We start from the raw sequence: 16,341 nt of genomic DNA on the forward strand, positions 1-16,341 counted from the left end.
TGAGGGCACAACGGTGCCTCGCGGTGCTCTTTCGAACACCACCAAAAGGGCAACGCTACGTCACGTCAGCCCCAAAGCAACCGCAGCCGGGGGTTACTGATGGTGCGTTGCCTCACCCGAGGCTCGGGACGGCCGCGCAGACCCGGCGTCCGTGATTCGCGCGCCCGGTGCCTGCCGTCCTTGTCAGAAGAAGACCCCGCACCGCAGCAGCACATTCGCGTACGGCCGCGCCTCCCCCGTCCGCACCACCAGCCGGGCACCCGCCGCGAGTGCCTTCAGCTCCTCGTGGGGTACGTGGGCGAGTTCCGGGAGGCGCTCCTCCAGGAGGCGTGCGGCCTCCGGGTTGGCCTCCCGCACCTCGTGCGCCGCTGTCGCGTCCTCCACCACCAGTTCGTCCAGCAGCCCGTCGAGCACCTCGGCGAACGAGGGGACGCCGGCCCGGAAGGCCAGGTCAACAACCCGGGGACCGGCCGGGATGGGCATGCCCACGTCGCAGATCAGCACTCCGTCGCCGTGGCCCAGTTCGGCCAGCGCTCCGGCGAGGTGGCGGTTGAGAATTCCTGCCTTCTTCACGGGGCCGGAACTTCCTCTGCGGTCGGGAGTTCCCCTGCTGTCGGGAGTTCCTCTGCCGTCGGGAAGGAAGCCTGCGCGCCCTGCCTGGTGACTGCGGCCGCGCCCACCCGCACGGCGAACGCAGCGGCTTCGGCGAGTTCCTCGCCCAGGCCGAGCCGCCAGGCCAGGGCGGCCGTGAACGCGTCGCCGGCCCCGGTCGTGTCCACGGCTTCGACCTCGATGCTCGGTACGGGTACGGCATCGCCCGTGCGGCCGTCCGCGACGAGCGCCCCCGCCGCCCCCAGCGTGATCACGACCGAACGCGAGCCGAGCGCGAGCAGTGCCCGCGCCCACTCCTGGGGCGTGGTACCCGCGGCCTCGCCCAGCATGTAGCGCGCTTCGTGCTCGTTGACCACCAGCGGGTCGCAGGCTGCCAGCACATGGTCGGGCAGGGGAGCGGGCGGTGACGGGTTCAGCACCAGTCGGGTACCGGGTGACATCGCACCGGCCACCTCCGCGACGGTCTCCAACGGGATCTCCAGCTGTACGGAGACGACCCGGGCCGCGCCGAACAGGGGGCCGGCCGCCCGGATGTCCTCCGGGGTGAGGCGGGCATTGGCCCCCGGCGACACCACGATGCTGTTGTCACCCGAGGGGTCCACGGTGATCAGCGCGACGCCGGTGGGGGCCCCGCCCACGAGGACGCCGGCGGTTTCGACGCCCGCCGCCCGTTGTGAATCCAGCAGCAGGCGGCCATGCGCGTCGTCACCGACCCGGGCCAGCAGGGCCGTACGGGCTCCGAGGCGGGCGGCGGCGACTGCCTGGTTTCCGCCCTTGCCGCCCGGGTGGACGGCGAGATCGGAGCCGAGCACGGTCTCGCCGGGTGCGGGGCGGCGTTCGACACCGACGACCAGGTCGGCGTTGGCGGAGCCCACGACCAGCAGGTCGTACCGGTCGTGGTCGTGGTCGCTCTCGTGCATGGTTCCTGCTTTCCGTGGTCAGGCGTTGCTCGGGTCGAGCCCGGTCCCGTTCAGGCGCACCGGGTCCCGTTCGGTCTCGCTCAGGAGAAGTCGGCGACGTTGCTCTTGGTGACGACCTTGACCGGCACCTTCACCGTGGTCTCGACCTTCTTGCCCTCTGCCGCCTTCACCGCGTTCTGTACGGCGATCCTGCCCAGCTCCTTCGGCTGCTGTGCCACGGACGCGTACAGCGTGCCTGCGGCAACCGCCTTCAGGCCGTCCGGAGTTCCGTCGAATCCGACGACGGACACCGACTTTCCCGCCTTGCTGCCGAGTGCCTTGACCGCACCGAGCGCCATCTCGTCGTTCTCGGCGAAGACACCGGTGATACCGGGGTGGGACTGGAGCAGGTTGGTCATGACGTCCAGGCCCTTCGTGCGGTCGAAGTCCGCCGGCTGCTTGGCCACGACCTTGATGCCCGGATACGCCTTGAGGCCTTCGGCGAAACCAGCGCCGCGCTCGCGACTGGCCGAGGTGCCGGCCGTCCCCTGCAGGATGGCGATACTGCCCTTGCCCCCGAGCTTGTCGGCCAGTGCCTTGGCGGCGAGCCTGCCGCCCGCGACGTTGTCGGATGCCACCAGCGTCGCGGTCCGTGCCTTGTTGACGCCTCGGTCGGCGGCGACCACCGGGATGTCCGCCTTGTTGGCGCCCTGGACGGCGGGGCCCGCCGCATCCGAGTCCACCGGATTGACGATGATCGACTTCATGCCCGAACTCGTGAAGTTCTGGAGCTGGTTGGCCTGCTGCGAGGCGTCGTTCTGCGCGTCGGTGACGGTGAGGTCGACCCCGGCCGCCTTCGCCTCCGCCTGCGCGCCCGCCTTCATCTGTACGAAGAAGGGGTTGTTGAGCGTGGAGAGCGACATGCCCACCTTGGTGTTGCCGCCGGAGGAGCCGGAGTTGAAGTAGGACACCCCGCCCACGACGACGGCCACGCACAGGGCGGCGACAGCGAACTTGACCGCTCCCGCTCCCTTGCGCCCGGATCCCGGCGAGCCCGGCGCGGCGGACGAACCGCCCGGTGCAGCGGCTCCGGAACCGGCCTTGCGGCGGAGTGTGTCCAGCAGCACCGCGAGCGCGATGACGACACCGATGACGACCTGCTGCCAGAACGCGGAGACGGAGAGGAGGTTCAGCCCGTTGCGCAGGACGGCGAGGATGAGTGCGCCGATCAGGGTTCCGGACGCCTTGCCGACACCGCCCGCGAGGCTGGCGCCGCCGATGACCACTGCGGCGATCGCGTCGAGTTCGTAACCCTGCGCGGCCTGCGGCTGCGCGGAGGTCAGCCGGGAGGCGAGGACGATGCCCGCGACCGCGGCGAAGAGGCCGGACAGGGCGTAGATGGCCAGCTTCTGCCGCTTGACGCGCAGTCCGGAGAGCCGGGCCGCCTCCTCGTTGCCGCCGATCGCGTACATCGAACGGCCGATGTAGGTACGGGCCAGGATCAGCGCCGCGATCAGTCCCATCACGATCATCACGAGGACCGGGACGGGCAGCCAGCCACCGAGCGTGTCGCCGAGCACGGAGACCGAGCCGGGGAAGTCGATCGGCTTGCCCTGAGAGATGACCAGGGACAGACCGCGCGCGATCGACAGCATCGCCAGCGTCGCGATGAACGGCGGCAGTTTGCCGTACGAGACGAGCGCCCCGTTGACGAAGCCGCACGCGATGCCGGTGGCCGCGGCGAGGATGAACGCCAGCCAGACCGGCACCCCCTCCGAGGTCGCCGTCCAGGCGAGGACGGTCGCCGAGAGCGCGGCGACCGAGCCCACGGACAGGTCGATGCCTGCCGAGACGATCACGAAGGTGACACCGAACGCGAGGATCGCGGTGACGGCGGCCTGCACACCGATGTTCAGCAGGTTCTGGGTGGTCAGGAAGTCGCTGGAGAGCAGCGACATCGCCACCAGCAGTACGACCAGGGCGCTGAGCGCGCCGTTGTCGAGCAGGAGCCGGCGGACCGTGTGCCCTGCGGCGCCACTGGCGCCCGTATTGCTCTTGAGCGTGTCAGTGGCCACGAGGGCTCTCCTCTTCGTTCGCAGTCGGATCTGCTACCGCAGTTGTCGTGGGGGGTGTTGTGGGGGGTGTTGTGGGGGGTGTTGTGGGGGGTGCGCTGACGGCGAGGGCCATCACGGCGTCCTGGGTCGCTTCGTGCGCGGGGAGCTCCCCCGCGATCCGGCCCTGGGACATGACCAGCACCCGGTCGCTCATGCCGAGAACTTCGGGCAGGTCGCTGGAGATCATCAGAACCGCGTGGCCCGATGCCGTGAGTTCGTTGATGAGCTGGTAGATCTCGACCTTGGCGCCGACGTCGATACCGCGGGTCGGTTCGTCGAGGATCAGCACCCTGGTGTCGGCGAGCAACCACTTGCCGATGACGACCTTCTGCTGGTTGCCACCGGAGAGCGTGCGGACGTGCTGGCCGAGACCCGCCATCCGTACGCCGAGTTGTTCGGCGATCCGGGCAGCGGCCACGCGCTGCCCCTTGAGGTCCACGAGTCCGGAGCGGCTGGCCGAGCGCAGGGTGACCAGGCCGAGGTTCTCCTGCACCGAGGCGTCGAGTACCAGGCCCTGCCCCTTGCGGTCCTCGGGTACGAGGCCGATTCCGGCGCCCATCGCCGCGGTGACGTCGTGCCTGGCCAGCCGCTCGCCGAGCACGTCGACGGTGCCGCCGTCGTAGGGGTCGGCGCCGAAGACGGCGCGTGCGACCTCGGTGCGCCCGGCGCCGACGAGGCCGGCGAGACCGACCACCTCTCCGGCCCGCACCTCGAAGCTGATGTCGTGGAACACGCCGTTGCGGGTCAGGCCGCGCACGGACAGCAACGGGCTGCCGGTTTCGGGGCGTTCGCGGGGGTACTGCTGGTCGATGCTGCGTCCCACCATCAGTTGGACGAGTTCCGCCTCGGGGGTCGAGGCGGGCACCTGGTCGATGCTCCGGCCGTCGCGCAGCACCGTGACCCGGTCACCGAGTGCCGCGATCTCCTCCAGGTGGTGGGTGATGAAGACGACCCCGACCCCGTCCGCACGCAGCTGCCGCACGATCCGGAAGAGCTTGTCGACCTCTTCCGAGGTGAGGACCGCGGTCGGCTCGTCCATGATCAGGACGCGGGCGTCCAGGCTGAGCGCCTTGGCGATCTCCACCATCTGCAGCCGGGCGATGCCCAGTTCGCGGATCTTGGCCTTCGGTGAGACATGCAGGCCGACGCGGCGCAGGAGCACCTCGGCGTCCGCCTCCATGCGACGCCGGTCGATCATCCCGAAGCGGCGCGGCTGCCGGCCGAGGAAGATGTTCTCGGCGACGGTGAGATCGGGTACCAGGTTGAACTCCTGGTAGATCGTGGCGATTCCGAGCCGTTCGGCGTCCTGTGCGCCGTGGATACGGACCTCGCGCCCCTGGGCGAAGATCCGGCCGCTGTCCGGGCGGTAGGCGCCGGAGAGCATTTTGATGAGCGTGCTCTTGCCGGCTCCGTTCTCGCCGAGCAGCACATGTACTTCGCCGCTGCGCAGGTCGAAGTCCACGCTGTCCAGCGCGACCACACCGGGGAAGGTCTTGCGTACGCCTTCGATGCGCAGCAACTCGTCGGGACTGCTCACAAGTTGCTCCTCTGGTCCGAAGCGGGCTCGCCGCAGGAACGGCGTACGACGAGGCGGGCGGGAAGGGTGACGGACTGCGGGGACCGGCCTTCGACGATGTCGACCAGTGCGCGGACGGCGGCACGGCCGAGGTCGCCGGTCGGCTGCGCGATCGCCGTGATCGGCGGGTCGGTGTGGACGAACCACGGGATGTCGTCGAAGGCGGCGAGTCCGATGTCCTGCGGGACGCGCAGTCCGGCTGCGCGGATGGCGTCCAGCGCGCCGAGCGCCATCAGGTTGTCGGCGGCGAACACGACCTCGGGCGGTTCTGGGAGCGCCAGGAAGCGCTCGGTGACGCGTCGGCCGCTGTCCGCCTGGAAGTCGCCCTGGCCGATGTAGACGTCGGGCAGGGTGAGTTCGTAGGCGCACAGCGCTTCGCGGAAGGCCTCGACGCGCTCGTTGCCCGTGGTGGTGGCCGCGGGGCCGGCGATGATGGCGAGTCTGCGGCGGCCCAGCGCGTGCAGATGGGCGACCAGGTCCCGGATCGCGCGGCGGCCGTCGGCGCGTACGACAGGGACGTCGACACCGGGCATCCAGCGGTCCACGAAGACCATCGGGGTGCCGTCGCGTGCCACATCCGCCATCAGCGGGGAGTCACCGTCCGCGGGAGAGACGAGAAGCCCGTCGATCCTTCGGTCGAGGAGCGTACGGACGTGGTGGTCCTGCAGCTCCGGCCGCTCGTCGGCGTTGCCGATGATGACGCTGTAGCCGAGGGCTCGGGCCTCCTCCTCGACGAAGCGGGCCAGTTCGGTGAAGTACGGGTTCAGCACATCGCTGATGACCAGGCCGAGGGTGCGCGTCTGATCGGTGCGCAGCGAGCGGGCGACGGCGTTGGGCCGGTAGCCGAGTGCGTCGACGGCGGCGAGTACTCGGGTCCGCGCGTCCGGGCTGACGGACGGATGGCTGTTGAGAACACGGGAGACCGTGGCGACAGAGACTCCCGCCTGGGCCGCGACGTCCTTGATGCTCGTCATGTCCGGACCACCTCCTTGTGGTTTCCGTACGCCTCGAAACCAGCGGATCACAGCCGTGGAATCGATTACACGGATGATTGGAAACGATTACATGGCCGGAAACAAGACCCCACCCACTGTCCGAGACCGGATCGTAACGAGTGGGACGGAACGGAGGTGCGGCGTGCTCCGGGCACACGAGTGGGGACGCCGCGTCACGTTCGACATCCGGGCGACAGCCCCGGCGGCGGCAGCGACCGCCCCGCCTGGGGGCAGGGTCAGCCCCCGCCGCGCAGTTGCCGCAACGCCGATGACCGCCCGATCCGGCTCGTCCGGCAGCGGGATGCGCGCCTCGGGCGCGAGGCCTGTGTCCCAGGAGCTGCTGAGGACCGCGGCCGGCTCGGCGATGTTGCGGCGCACCGCGTCCGGGTCGGGAGTACTGCAGCAATTAGCCAAAGGCCGCCTCTGAGCCAATAGCCTCGGGTTCGGCGGCCTCGTTCCGCGTGGCCGTTGGTCACGCGGAACGATCGCACCGCTGCCCGGAAACGCAGAAGACCCCAGGTGAACTGGGGTCTCAGCTGGTGTCCGAGGGGGGACTTGAACCCCCACGCCCGATAAAGGGCACTAGCACCTCAAGCTAGCGCGTCTGCCATTCCGCCACCCGGACCAGGTGGTCGGCCCCGGTTTCCCGCGGCGACATGGAAAACAATACCAGGGGTTCGGGGTGGCCCTCACCCGCGTTTCCCGTGGTCAGTGCGGTGCGGCGGATGCGCCCGGCACGATCCGGTACCGCTTCACCCACCCCGACCACGGTCCGTAGCCACGCTCGCACACATAGTGCAAGCGGCGCGGCAGTCGCGGCATCAGGCATTGATCCAGGAAGCCCGCCCTCCAGGGCCGGGCACTCCACCCGACCTCCGCCCCGGTCGACAGCACGGCGGCCGGGACGACCACCACTCCCGATCGCACCGATGGGGGAAAATGCCGCACGCCCTCTGGACACCACCCAACGGATGCGCGTCGCTGGCCGGTGACACCGAGGTGGAGGAGGCCTGTGCGTATCTCTTCGAGCAGGGTGTCGTGGCCTACCCCTATACCACCGAGAAGCCGGTCGCGGGCAACACGAAGAGCGCGGCCGGTCTGATGAAGAACCCACCGGCGGTGAAGCAGTACACACCGAAGGAGGCCATCAGGACGGGCATGCTCCCGCTGATGTGGCTCACCATCGTGCTGACCGCGGGTGTGTCCATATTCGGCATCTCATTCCAGGTGGACTTCGCCAAGGAGGTGGGTTTCGGCCCGCTCGTCGCGGCGTCGTCCATGGGCATCATGTCCGTCATCAACGGCGTCGGCCGTGCCGTCGTGGGCTGGCTGTCGGACCTCTGGGGCCGCAAGCCGACCCTGGTGTTCGTCATCGTCGTGCTGGGGCCGGCCCAGTTCGGTGTGATCTGGGCAGGCCACACGCGCAATGAATGGCTGTTCCTGTTCTTCGCCTTCCTCTCCGGCTTCGGCGGTGGCGCCTTCTACCCGATGTTCGCGGCACTGACCCCGGACTGCTTCGGCGCGAACTACAACGCCAGCAACTACGGCCTCGTGTACAGCGGGAAGCTGGTCAGTGGTCTGTTCGGCGGCGGTCTCGGCTCGATGGTGGACGCCTGGGGCCACGACGGTGCCTACGCGCTCGCCGGTGGGATCTCCATGGCGGCGGCGGGTATCGCGCTGATACTGAAGCAGCCGGGACATCCACGGGTGCGCGGCACGGCCCCGGATCCGGTGCCGGTCGGCCGGGAATCCGTCTGAGCCCTTCTCCGCGGATACCGACGACGACGGTCCTCCCCGCCCTTTGCGGGGAGGGCCGTCGTGCGTGTGGTGGGCTAGCAGCCCTTGCGGCGCAGTGTGTGCAGGTAGGCGGCCGAGCGGCGGGCCGTGGTGAAGGAGTCCACGATCGGCTGGTCGTGCTCCACCTGCCAGTGGTGGTCACGGCGGCCGCCGTGGGTCCTGGTGACGGCACTGAGGAACTTCTTGTAGTCGATGTCGCCGTCCCCGACGTCCACCATGCGGTATCCGTCGCGGGCCGCGATGTCGTGCTCGCCGTCCTTGACGTGGAAGAGCGGGTAGCGGTCGGGCTGCTTCAGTACGTAGTGCAACGGGTCGAAGGTGTCGGGGGTGCCGTCGGCCCGCTTGCCGAACCGGAACTGGCCGACGTAGGCCCAGTAGATGTCCATCTCCAGGAAGACCAGATCGGGGTCGGTCTCGGCGAGCAGTACGTCGTAGAGGCGGACATCGGGCCGGTCGGTGGCGAAGGAGAACTCCTCGGCGTGGTTGTGCTGGTAGAACTTCATGCCGCGTGCCCTGGCCGCGGCGCCATAGGTGTTGAAGTCCGCGGCGGCGCGCTTCCAGGCGTCGACCGTCGATCCGTAGCGGAACGGTCCCGAGGCGGTACCGACATGCTTGAGGCCGAGGGCCTGGGCGTCGTCGAGGACCTTGGTGAGGTTCTGCGCGAAGGTGTAGGCGTTCGGGTTGTTGTCGTCGTAGTAGCCGACGTGGCTGCCGATGCCCTTGAGCCCGTGGTCGCGGGTGAGCTGCTTGAGCTGGGCGAGGGTGATGGCACCGGCCGAACCCTGGGTGTAGCCGGCGTACTCGACCTCGTCGTAGCCGTACGCCTCCAGTTCGGCGAAGACCTTGTCGAAGCCGAGGGTCGAAACCTTGTCGCGGAGGGTGTAGAGCTGGATTCCGAGACGGCCGGGCGGCAGCAGCGGGTCGCCCTGGGGCCTGCCCTGGGCGGTTGCGGCGGGGGCCGCGGCACCGAGGAGGGCGGCTGCGGTGGCTCCGGCGGCCACGCCGAGCATGGAGCGCCGACTGAGCTTGTGGGCGAGTTCGGCGTCGACGGGGGTGCGGCGGCTCATGGGGGAACTCCTTCTGGGGGCGGGGCGTTGTCAGTGCAGTCCGGCAAGCTCGAGGAGCAAGGACTTCACTTCGGTGGCCCGGACGGGGCCGGTGAACGCGTGGGGGGTGGAGCACAGGATGAGCGGACCTTCTTCGTCGCTCTGCGGAAGGCGGCCGTGGCTGCCGCGAATAGGTGATGGGTCCAGGGGTACGACCGCCATGCGGTAGCGCATGCCGAGCTTCTTGCGGGCGACGGCCGTGGCCGCCTTGACGCGGACGTACGGGTCCTGGGGGTCCAGGAAGAGTTCGACGGGGTCGTAGCCGGGTTTGCGGTGGATCTCGACGAGCTGCGCGAAGTCGGGCGCGCGGGCGTCGTCGAGCCAGTAGTAGTACGTGAACCAGGCATCCGGGTCCGCGACGGCGACCAGCTCGCCGGAGCGCGGATGGTCGAGGCCGTGTGCCTTCTTGCCCTCGTCGTCGAGGAGCTGCTCGATGCCCTGGACCTCCCGGAGGGCTTCGCGGGTCGCTTCGAGGTCCTCGGGGCGGCGTACGTAGATGTGGGCGAGCTGGTGGTCGGCGACGGCGAAGGCGCGGGAAGCCATCGGGTCGAGGTATTCCATGCCGTCCTGGGTGTGGACCTCCAGGAGTCCGGCGCGGCGCAGGGCCCGGTTGATGTCCACGGGCCGGTCGACACGGGTGATGCCGTATTCGGAGAGGGCGACGACGGTGCGGCCCTCGCGGCGGGCGTCGTCCAGGAGGGGGGCCATGGCGCGGTCGAGTTCGGCCGCGGCCCGGTAGGAGCGCGGGTCGTCGGGGCCGTAGCGCTGGAGGTCGTAGTCGAGGTGCGGGAGGTAGCACAGGGCCAGGTCGGGGTGGCGGGTGTCGAGGATGTGCCGGGTCGCGTCGATGATCCACTGCGAGGAGACGAGGTCCGCGCCGGGGCCCCAGAAGTGGAAGAGGGGGAATGTGCCGAATTTCTCGGTGAGTTCGTCGTGCAGGGCGGGCGGCCGGGTGTAGCAGTCGGGTTCCTTGCGGCCGTCGGCGTAGTAGACGGGGCGCGGGGTGACGGTGATGTCGGTGTCGGCGCCCATCGCGTACCACCAGCAGATGTTGGCGACCGTGTAGCCGGGGTGGGCGCGGCGGGCGGCGTCCCAGAGTTTGTCGCCCGCGACCAGTCCGTTGTGCTGGCGCCAGAGCAGGACGTCGCCGAGTTCGCGGAAGTACCAGCCGTTGGCGACGATGCCGTGTTCGGCGGGGGTGGTGCCGGTGAGGAAGGTGGACTGGGCCGCGCAGGTGACGGCGGGCAGGACGGTGCCGAGGGGCGCGTGGGTGCCGGACTGCCCCAGGGCCTTCAGGTGCGGCATGTGGTCGAGGAGCCGTGGGGTGAGGCCGACGACGTCAATGACGAGGAGCGGGTTGGGAGTCATGGGCCCGGTGGGCTGCTCGGCTGTGGTCACGGGAGCTCCTTGAGGCCGAGGTCGACCAGGAGGTCGCGGGCGAGGGTGAGTTCGGCGGCGATGCCGTCGGCGAGCTGGGTGCGGGTCCGGGGGCGCAGCGCGGCCGGGAGCGCCTGCCAGGTGTACGTCTCGACCTCCAGATGCCTGGTGAGGGGCCGTGCGCCGCCCACCAGTCGGGTCAGCGCTGAACGGAGCACGGGAAGGGTGGAGGTGAGCGGTGGTGCGGGGGGTGCGTGCAGGGGGACGTGGAAGTGGGAGCGCCAGGGGGCTCCGTCCGGCAGGGCCCGGCCGGTGACGGCCTCGCCGAGGTCGTCGGTGCCGCGCAGCCCGGCAGCGGTGCCGGTGCGGGTCTGGTGCAGGAAGCGGGGCTCGGCGAAGGCGGCGAGTGCGGCGCGCACCTCGGGAAGGTGGGGGTGTTCGGCGTGCAGGGCGGCGGAGAGCTGTGCCTTGGCGATCGGGATGCCCGCCGCGTCGAGCGCGTCGACGGCGGTGTCGGGGTCCTCGAAGGAAGTGGCCAGGTGGCAGGTGTCGATGCAGATGCCGATGCGTGGGTGTCCGACGGCGGTGAGGGGTGCGATGGCGTCGGCGGTGGTCTCGACCGTGCAGCCCGGCTCGGGTTCGAGGCCGATACGGATGGACTTGCCGGTGAGTTCGGCGAGTGCGTCAAGGCGTTCGCCGAGGGTGGTGAGCGCGGTGTGTGCCGCTCGGGCCGCCTCCGGGTCCGAGTCGAAGGGGGTGCGCCAGGCGATCGGGAGGGTGGAGATGGTTCCTTCGGTGGCGTCGTCGGGGAGCAGGCCGGCCAGCAGCCGGGCGAGGTCGGTGGTGTGGGCGAGCCGCTCCGGATCCGTCCAGTCGGGCTTGTACACGCGGTACTTGACCTCGTCGGCACCGAATCCCTCGTACGGGAAGCCGTTGAGGGTGACGACCTCCAGGCCTCGGCGGTCCAGTTCGGCGCGGAGGGACCGCAGCTCGGCGGGGTCGTTGACCAGGGTGCGGGCCGCGTCCCTGGCGAGCCAGAGGCCGATGCCGAGCCGGTCGCGGCCGAGGCGTCTGCGGACCGGTTCGCAGTGGTCGCGCAGTTGGGCGCGGACGCCGTCGAGCGTCTCGGCGGGGTGGACGTTGGTGCAGTACGAGAGGTGGACGGTGGAGCCGTCGGGGTGGCGGAAGCGCATCGCCTCACTCCCCGCCGCGCAGGATGGAGTTGCCTTCGTGGAGCGGTTCCGGTGCGGCGGGGCCGAGCTGGAGCCGGCCGCTCTGTCCGTAGAAGGCGACGGGATTGCGCCAGAGCACCTGGTCGATGTCGTCGTCGCTGAATCCGGCGGCGAGCATCGCGTCGCCCACCTTGCGGGTCTTGAGCGGATCGCTTCTGCCCCAGTCGGCCGCCGAGTTGACCAGGACCTTCTCGGTGCCGTGGATCCTGAGGATCGCGATCATGCGGTCCTCGTCCATCTTGGTGTCGGGGTAGATGGAGAATCCGGCCCAGCAGCCGCTGTCCAGGGCGTCCTTCACGGTGGTCTCGTTGAGGTGGTCGAGCAGGACCCGCTCCGGGGAGAGGTGGGATTCGCGGATGACGTCGAGGGTGCGGTGCAGCCCGGCGAGCTTGTCCCGGTGCGGGGTGTGCACGAGGGCGGGCAGGCCGTGGTCGGCGGCGAGCTGGAGCTGGGCGGCCAGGGCGGTGTCCTCGGCCGGGGTCATGGAGTCGTAGCCGATCTCGCCTACGGCGACGACCGAGTCCTTGACGAGATAGCGGGGCAGGGCGTCCAGGACGGGGACGCAGCGCGGGTCGTTCGCCTCCTTGGGGTTGAGGGCGAGTGTGCAGTGGTGGGCGATGCCGTACTGGGCGGCGCGGAAGGGTTCCCAGCCGAGCAGGGCATCGAAGTAGTCGAAGAAGCTGGCGGGCGAGGTGCGTGGCTGGCCGAGCCAGAAGGAGGGTTCGACGAGGGCGCGGACCCCCGCGTCGTACATCGCCTGGTAGTCGTCCGTGGTGCGGGAGCTCATATGGATGTGCGGGTCGAAGATGCGCATCAGGACTCCTCCGTGGGGGCGGCGGCACCGGGGGTGGTGAGTTCGAGGACGCGGGTGAGATCGGTGGGGACACTGCGGCCGGCTGCGACGCGTTCGGCGGCGAAGTCGCCGAGCATGCGGGCGAGTTCGGCGTCGCCGCGCGCGCGTCCGGCCAGTCCGTCGACGGCATCGACGGGGACCCCGGTGAAGAGGCACTTGAGAATGGCGTGGCGCCAGCTGTGCGGATCGAGATGGGTGGCGGCGTACGGGCCGACGGCCGCGGCGATCAGCCGGGTGTCGTTGGTGCGCAGGGCGTCCTCGACGACGGGAAGGGCGGTGGGGCCGAGGTCGAGGCGGTGCAGGGTGAGCAGGACGGCCCGTCGTTCGGCGGCGGTGCCCTGTTCGTAGAGCCTGGTCAGGGCCGGCAGCGCGGCACGGGCTTCGACGAGCAGCAGGGCACGTACGGAGTCGGCGTGTTCGAGTCCGCAGTGCCGGCCGGCCGCGGCGTACCGCAGTTCCCACGACGGGGCGGCATAGGGTCCGCCGGACTGTTCGGCGTCCTGGTGGGTGGCGGAGTGCTCCGCCTCGGCGAGGGCCTCGTCGAGCCAGGCGCGCGCGGCTCCGCCGAACTGTGCGTCGAGTTCCTTGCGGGTCAGCAGCGGGGGGTTCGTCGGGGACATCGGCATGGCGTCCTCCCTTCGGCGGTTCAGCGGCTCGACGGACTGTGGCTCGACGGACTGTTTTCGCGGAGGAACTCGATGGAGGTGCGGGCGAGTTCGGGGCCGGCGTGGGAGTGGCGGGGCAGTTCGACGACGGTGAGGCCGCGATATCCGGTGCCGGAGAGGGTGTCGAGTGCTTCGAGTACCGGCGGGAAGTCGATCTCGCCCTCGCCGAACGGAAGGTGTTCATGGACGCCGCGGCGCATGTCCTCGATCTGGACGTGGCGCAGCCAGGGCGCGGCGTCGCGGACGCAGTCGACGGGCAGGGCGGGCTCCAGGCACTGGCAGTGGCCGATGTCGAGGGTGAGCCCGAGCGGGGGCGGATCTCCGCTGAGGACGCGCAGATGGTGGAAGTCGGCGAGGTTGGCGAGGAGGTGTCCGGGCTCGGGTTCGATCGCCAGGGGAATACCGGAGCGGTCGGCGGCCTCCAGGACCGGGGCGAGGGAGCCGGTGAGCCGCTGCCAGGCGGTGTCGGGGGTGGTGTCCGGTGGGGTGATGCCGCTGAAGCAGTGCACGGCGTGGGCGCCGAGGTCGGCGGCGATGCCGACGGCCCGGACGAGCAGCCGGGTGCGGGCGGCGCGGGCCTCCGGGTCCGGATCGAGGAGGGACGGGCCGTGCTTGCGGCGTGGGTCGAGGACGTAGCGGGCACCGGTCTCGACCGTGACGCCGAGCCCCAGCTCCTGGAGCCTCGACGCCACGTGTCGGGTGCGGGTGGCGACGTCCGGGGCGAGGGGGTCGAGGTGCATGTGGTCGAGGGTCAGGCCGACCCCGTCGTACCCGAGGTCGGCGAGGAGTCCGAGGGCGTCGTCCAGGCGGAGGTCGGTGAGCCCGTTGGTGCCGTAGCCGTAGCGGATCGTCATGTCGGGCTCACCTTCCGGGCGAGGGTGCGGGCGATCGGTACGAGTCCCATGACGGCGAGCCCCGTGCCGACCGCTCCCGCGCGGGCGGCGAGGGCGGCCTGGAGCGGGATCATCGCCCGGATGCCGCCGCCGACGGCGCGCTGGGTGAGCGGCGGGGACGGGTTGAGCGCGGCGTGGAGGAGGGGGACCGCGGCGGTCCGGAAGTAGGAGCCGGTGAGCGCGGTGCGCACGAGACCGGGGGCCGTGGGGGCGAGGGGCGTCGGTGAACGGTGCGAGGGGTGCGGGCGGGGCGACTCGTCCTGGCTGCCGCTCCCCGTGCGCGGGTCCGCTCTCTGGGCTCCGCACCGCCCGCGCTGCTCGTGCACGGCCGCCGCGCCCAGTGCGGCCACGGCCGCGAGCGCGGCGAGGGGTGCAGTGGTGGATCCGCCGTGCGCCTCGTGCCGGGAGACGGCGGTGACGGCGTAGGTGTGCGCGCCCAGCAGGCCGGCGGCCGGAAGCGCCGCGCGGACGGAGCCGCGCCCAGCCGATTCCGGCCCAGCGGCGGCTCCTGGGCCGGAGTCGGCTCCCGGGCCGGGGACGGCTCCCGAACCCGCCCGCGCCCCCATGGCCCGCTTCGCCGCCCCGGTTGCGGTGGCCCCGAGCAGCAGGTCCAGGCCGCGTGCCGCCGCCATCGCGGCCGGCCCGGCCGGGGTGTGCTTCAACCGGAGGTCGTACGCCCACACGGTCGCCGCCAGCCCCGTGGCCACCGCGAGGGCCGACCGGCCGGCCCCGGCGGCGAGGCCCAGCCCCGCGGCCGTCAGCGCGCCCGCCGCCGTGAGGGCCGCACCGGGTGCGATCCGGCCCGAGGGAATCGGCCGGTGCGGGCGGTCGATGGCGTCCTCCTCGCGGTCGGCCCAGTCGTTGAGCGCCATGCCCGCCTCGTACAGGCAGAGCGAGGCGCCGACGGCGAGCACGGTTCCGCGGTCGGGACGCCGGCCGCTCGCCGCCGCCCCGGCGAGCGCGTCGCCGGGGACGGTGAAGAGGGCGGACACCCGTAGCAGTTCCGCCCAGGCGCGTATCGTCACCGTTCCCCCCGCAGCGTCTCGGCGAAGGCGAGCAGTGCCAGGTACTGCTCGAAGAGCGCGGCCGGGCCGCCGTCCGGGTCCTTGAAGTAGAAGCCGAGCTGGGGAAGGGGGCCGCTCATGCCCTGCTCGTGGGCGCGGGCCACCAGCCTGGCCAGGTCCAGGACCAGGGGCGCGGCCAGTGCGGAGTCGCAGCCCTGCCAGGTGGTCTGGAGCACCATCCGCGCACCGAGGAACCCGTCGAACGCGATGTGGTCCCAGGCGGTCTTCCAGTCGCCGAGGGCCGGTACGTCGTCGATGTGGACCTCGCCCTCGGGGGCGGTGCCCAGGGTGTCGGCGAGGACGCGTTCCTTGCCGGCGTTCTTGGCGGCCGCCGCGCCCGGGTCGGCCAGCGCCGCTCCGTCCCCGCCGCCGAGCAGGTTGGTGCCCGACCAGGCCCGTACGGGCAGGGCGCGTTGCACGAACATCGGGGCGAGTACGGAGCGGAGCAGCGTCTGGCCGGTCTTGCCGTCGCGGCCCGCGTGAGGAAGTCCGCAGGCCGCGACGGCGTCCTGGAGGGCGGGGGTGCGCAGCCCGGTGGAGGGGGTGAAGTTGATGTAGGGGCAGCCGGCCCTCAGTGCCGCCGCCGCGTAGAGCGAGCTGGCGGGCAGCCTCTGTTCGCCGGGGGCCGGGACGGGTTCCGTGGACGCCACGTTGATGACGACCGTCCTGGCCAGGTCGTGCCGGTGCCCGAAGTCGGTGAGGTCGGCCGCGAACGCGGTGATGAGTTCCTCGTCGCCTCGGGTGTCGCCGGGCAACGGGCCGCCGGGCCGTATCTCCGCGTCCGCGGCGGCCAGTTCGGCGTGCACCGCCGAAGGCAGGCCGTGCGGCAGCACTCCCCCGGCCGCCAGTTCCTCGGCCCGTTTCGGCAGCGGGCAGCCGGCCGTGTCATGTCCGCCGAAGACGAGCGAGGTGAGTGCGGGCAGCCCGCTGTCGGTGAAGGGTGGGGTCTCGGTGACCATGCCTGCCGCCGGGTGGAGCCCTGCCGCGACCGCCGCGCACCCTGCGGTGGCGGTGGTGGCGACGGAGCCGCGTGCTCCGATGAACCAGACTCCGGTACGTACGGCGGGTGCTGACACGGACTGCCTCCCTGGCTGGGGGTGCTGGCTGGGCAGAGCGGGTGGCGCTGTGCGACGGGGGACGGGATCGGGCGGGGACGGC

13 protein-coding genes, 1 tRNA gene and 2 pseudogenes are annotated in these 16,341 nt (G+C 71.1%); 2 read left to right on the forward strand and 14 right to left on the reverse strand.

From position 1 onward, the window contains the following. Positions 1-183: 183 nt before the first annotated feature. From rbsD to ACFVX4_RS14580, 6 genes are all read right to left on the reverse strand, one after another. Positions 184-573, reverse strand: a complete 390-nt coding sequence (gene rbsD / locus ACFVX4_RS14555) for a D-ribose pyranase (protein ID WP_389976182.1) — start codon at positions 571-573, stop codon at positions 184-186. Then, positions 570-1,532, reverse strand: coding sequence for a ribokinase (locus ACFVX4_RS14560; RefSeq protein WP_389976185.1), 963 nt, complete (start codon positions 1,530-1,532; stop codon positions 570-572). The genes rbsD and ACFVX4_RS14560 overlap by 4 nt, the downstream gene beginning before the upstream one ends. An 80-nt stretch (positions 1,533-1,612) precedes the next feature. After that, on the reverse strand, positions 1,613-3,586 hold the full coding sequence (locus ACFVX4_RS14565; protein ID WP_389976188.1) for a substrate-binding domain-containing protein: 1,974 nt from the start codon (positions 3,584-3,586) through the stop codon (positions 1,613-1,615). Then, on the reverse strand, positions 3,576-5,162 hold the full coding sequence (locus tag ACFVX4_RS14570; protein ID WP_389976191.1) for a sugar ABC transporter ATP-binding protein: 1,587 nt from the start codon (positions 5,160-5,162) through the stop codon (positions 3,576-3,578). The genes ACFVX4_RS14565 and ACFVX4_RS14570 overlap by 11 nt, the downstream gene beginning before the upstream one ends. Beyond that, positions 5,159-6,175: a LacI family DNA-binding transcriptional regulator gene (locus ACFVX4_RS14575; protein ID WP_389976194.1), complete on the reverse strand. Its 1,017-nt coding sequence runs from the start codon at positions 6,173-6,175 to the stop codon at positions 5,159-5,161. The genes ACFVX4_RS14570 and ACFVX4_RS14575 overlap by 4 nt, the downstream gene beginning before the upstream one ends. A gap of 558 nt (positions 6,176-6,733) precedes the next feature. Continuing rightward, positions 6,734-6,821, reverse strand: a tRNA-Leu gene (locus ACFVX4_RS14580). 314 nt (positions 6,822-7,135) lie between these two features. Here ACFVX4_RS14580 and ACFVX4_RS14585 point away from each other — a divergent pair. Together ACFVX4_RS14585 and ACFVX4_RS14590 are read left to right on the forward strand one after the other, a co-directional pair. Continuing rightward, a pseudogene (locus ACFVX4_RS14585) lies at positions 7,136-7,225 on the forward strand (hypothetical protein); the annotation flags it as partial. A 10-nt stretch (positions 7,226-7,235) separates the two neighbouring features. Further along, a pseudogene (locus ACFVX4_RS14590) lies at positions 7,236-7,954 on the forward strand (MFS transporter); the annotation flags it as partial. Between the two features lie 74 nt (positions 7,955-8,028). Here ACFVX4_RS14590 and ACFVX4_RS14595 read toward each other — a convergent pair. The 8 genes from ACFVX4_RS14595 to ACFVX4_RS14630 are packed head-to-tail and all read right to left on the reverse strand — an operon-like array spanning position 8,029 to position 16,259. Further along, a complete protein-coding gene (locus ACFVX4_RS14595; RefSeq protein ID WP_389976197.1) occupies positions 8,029-9,060 on the reverse strand; it encodes a sugar phosphate isomerase/epimerase family protein in 1,032 nt (343 codons plus the stop codon). Positions 9,061-9,090: 30 nt separating this feature from the next. After that, entirely contained in the window at positions 9,091-10,467 is a 1,377-nt protein-coding gene (locus tag ACFVX4_RS14600) for an alkaline phosphatase family protein (protein WP_389976476.1), read from the reverse strand. Between the two features lie 26 nt (positions 10,468-10,493). Then, a complete protein-coding gene (eboE, locus tag ACFVX4_RS14605; protein ID WP_389976200.1) occupies positions 10,494-11,669 on the reverse strand; it encodes a metabolite traffic protein EboE in 1,176 nt (391 codons plus the stop codon). A 4-nt stretch (positions 11,670-11,673) separates the two neighbouring features. After that, complete coding sequence (locus ACFVX4_RS14610; RefSeq protein WP_389976202.1) at positions 11,674-12,522, reverse strand: TatD family hydrolase; 849 nt, start codon at positions 12,520-12,522, stop codon at positions 11,674-11,676. Beyond that, complete coding sequence (locus ACFVX4_RS14615) at positions 12,522-13,187, reverse strand: EboA domain-containing protein (protein WP_389976205.1); 666 nt, start codon at positions 13,185-13,187, stop codon at positions 12,522-12,524. Before ACFVX4_RS14615 ends, ACFVX4_RS14610 begins: the two co-directional genes overlap by 1 nt. Positions 13,188-13,207: 20 nt before the next feature. After that, on the reverse strand, positions 13,208-14,080 hold the full coding sequence (locus ACFVX4_RS14620) for a sugar phosphate isomerase/epimerase family protein (RefSeq protein WP_389976208.1): 873 nt from the start codon (positions 14,078-14,080) through the stop codon (positions 13,208-13,210). After that, on the reverse strand, positions 14,077-15,144 hold the full coding sequence (locus ACFVX4_RS14625) for an SCO3242 family prenyltransferase (protein ID WP_389976210.1): 1,068 nt from the start codon (positions 15,142-15,144) through the stop codon (positions 14,077-14,079). The genes ACFVX4_RS14620 and ACFVX4_RS14625 overlap by 4 nt, the downstream gene beginning before the upstream one ends. Continuing rightward, complete coding sequence (locus ACFVX4_RS14630; RefSeq protein WP_389976213.1) at positions 15,141-16,259, reverse strand: inositol-3-phosphate synthase; 1,119 nt, start codon at positions 16,257-16,259, stop codon at positions 15,141-15,143. The genes ACFVX4_RS14625 and ACFVX4_RS14630 overlap by 4 nt, the downstream gene beginning before the upstream one ends. Positions 16,260-16,341 lie beyond the last annotated feature (82 nt).

This window comes from Streptomyces sp. NPDC058240 (assembly GCF_042882135.1).
GTDB lineage: Bacteria > Actinomycetota > Actinomycetes > Streptomycetales > Streptomycetaceae > Streptomyces.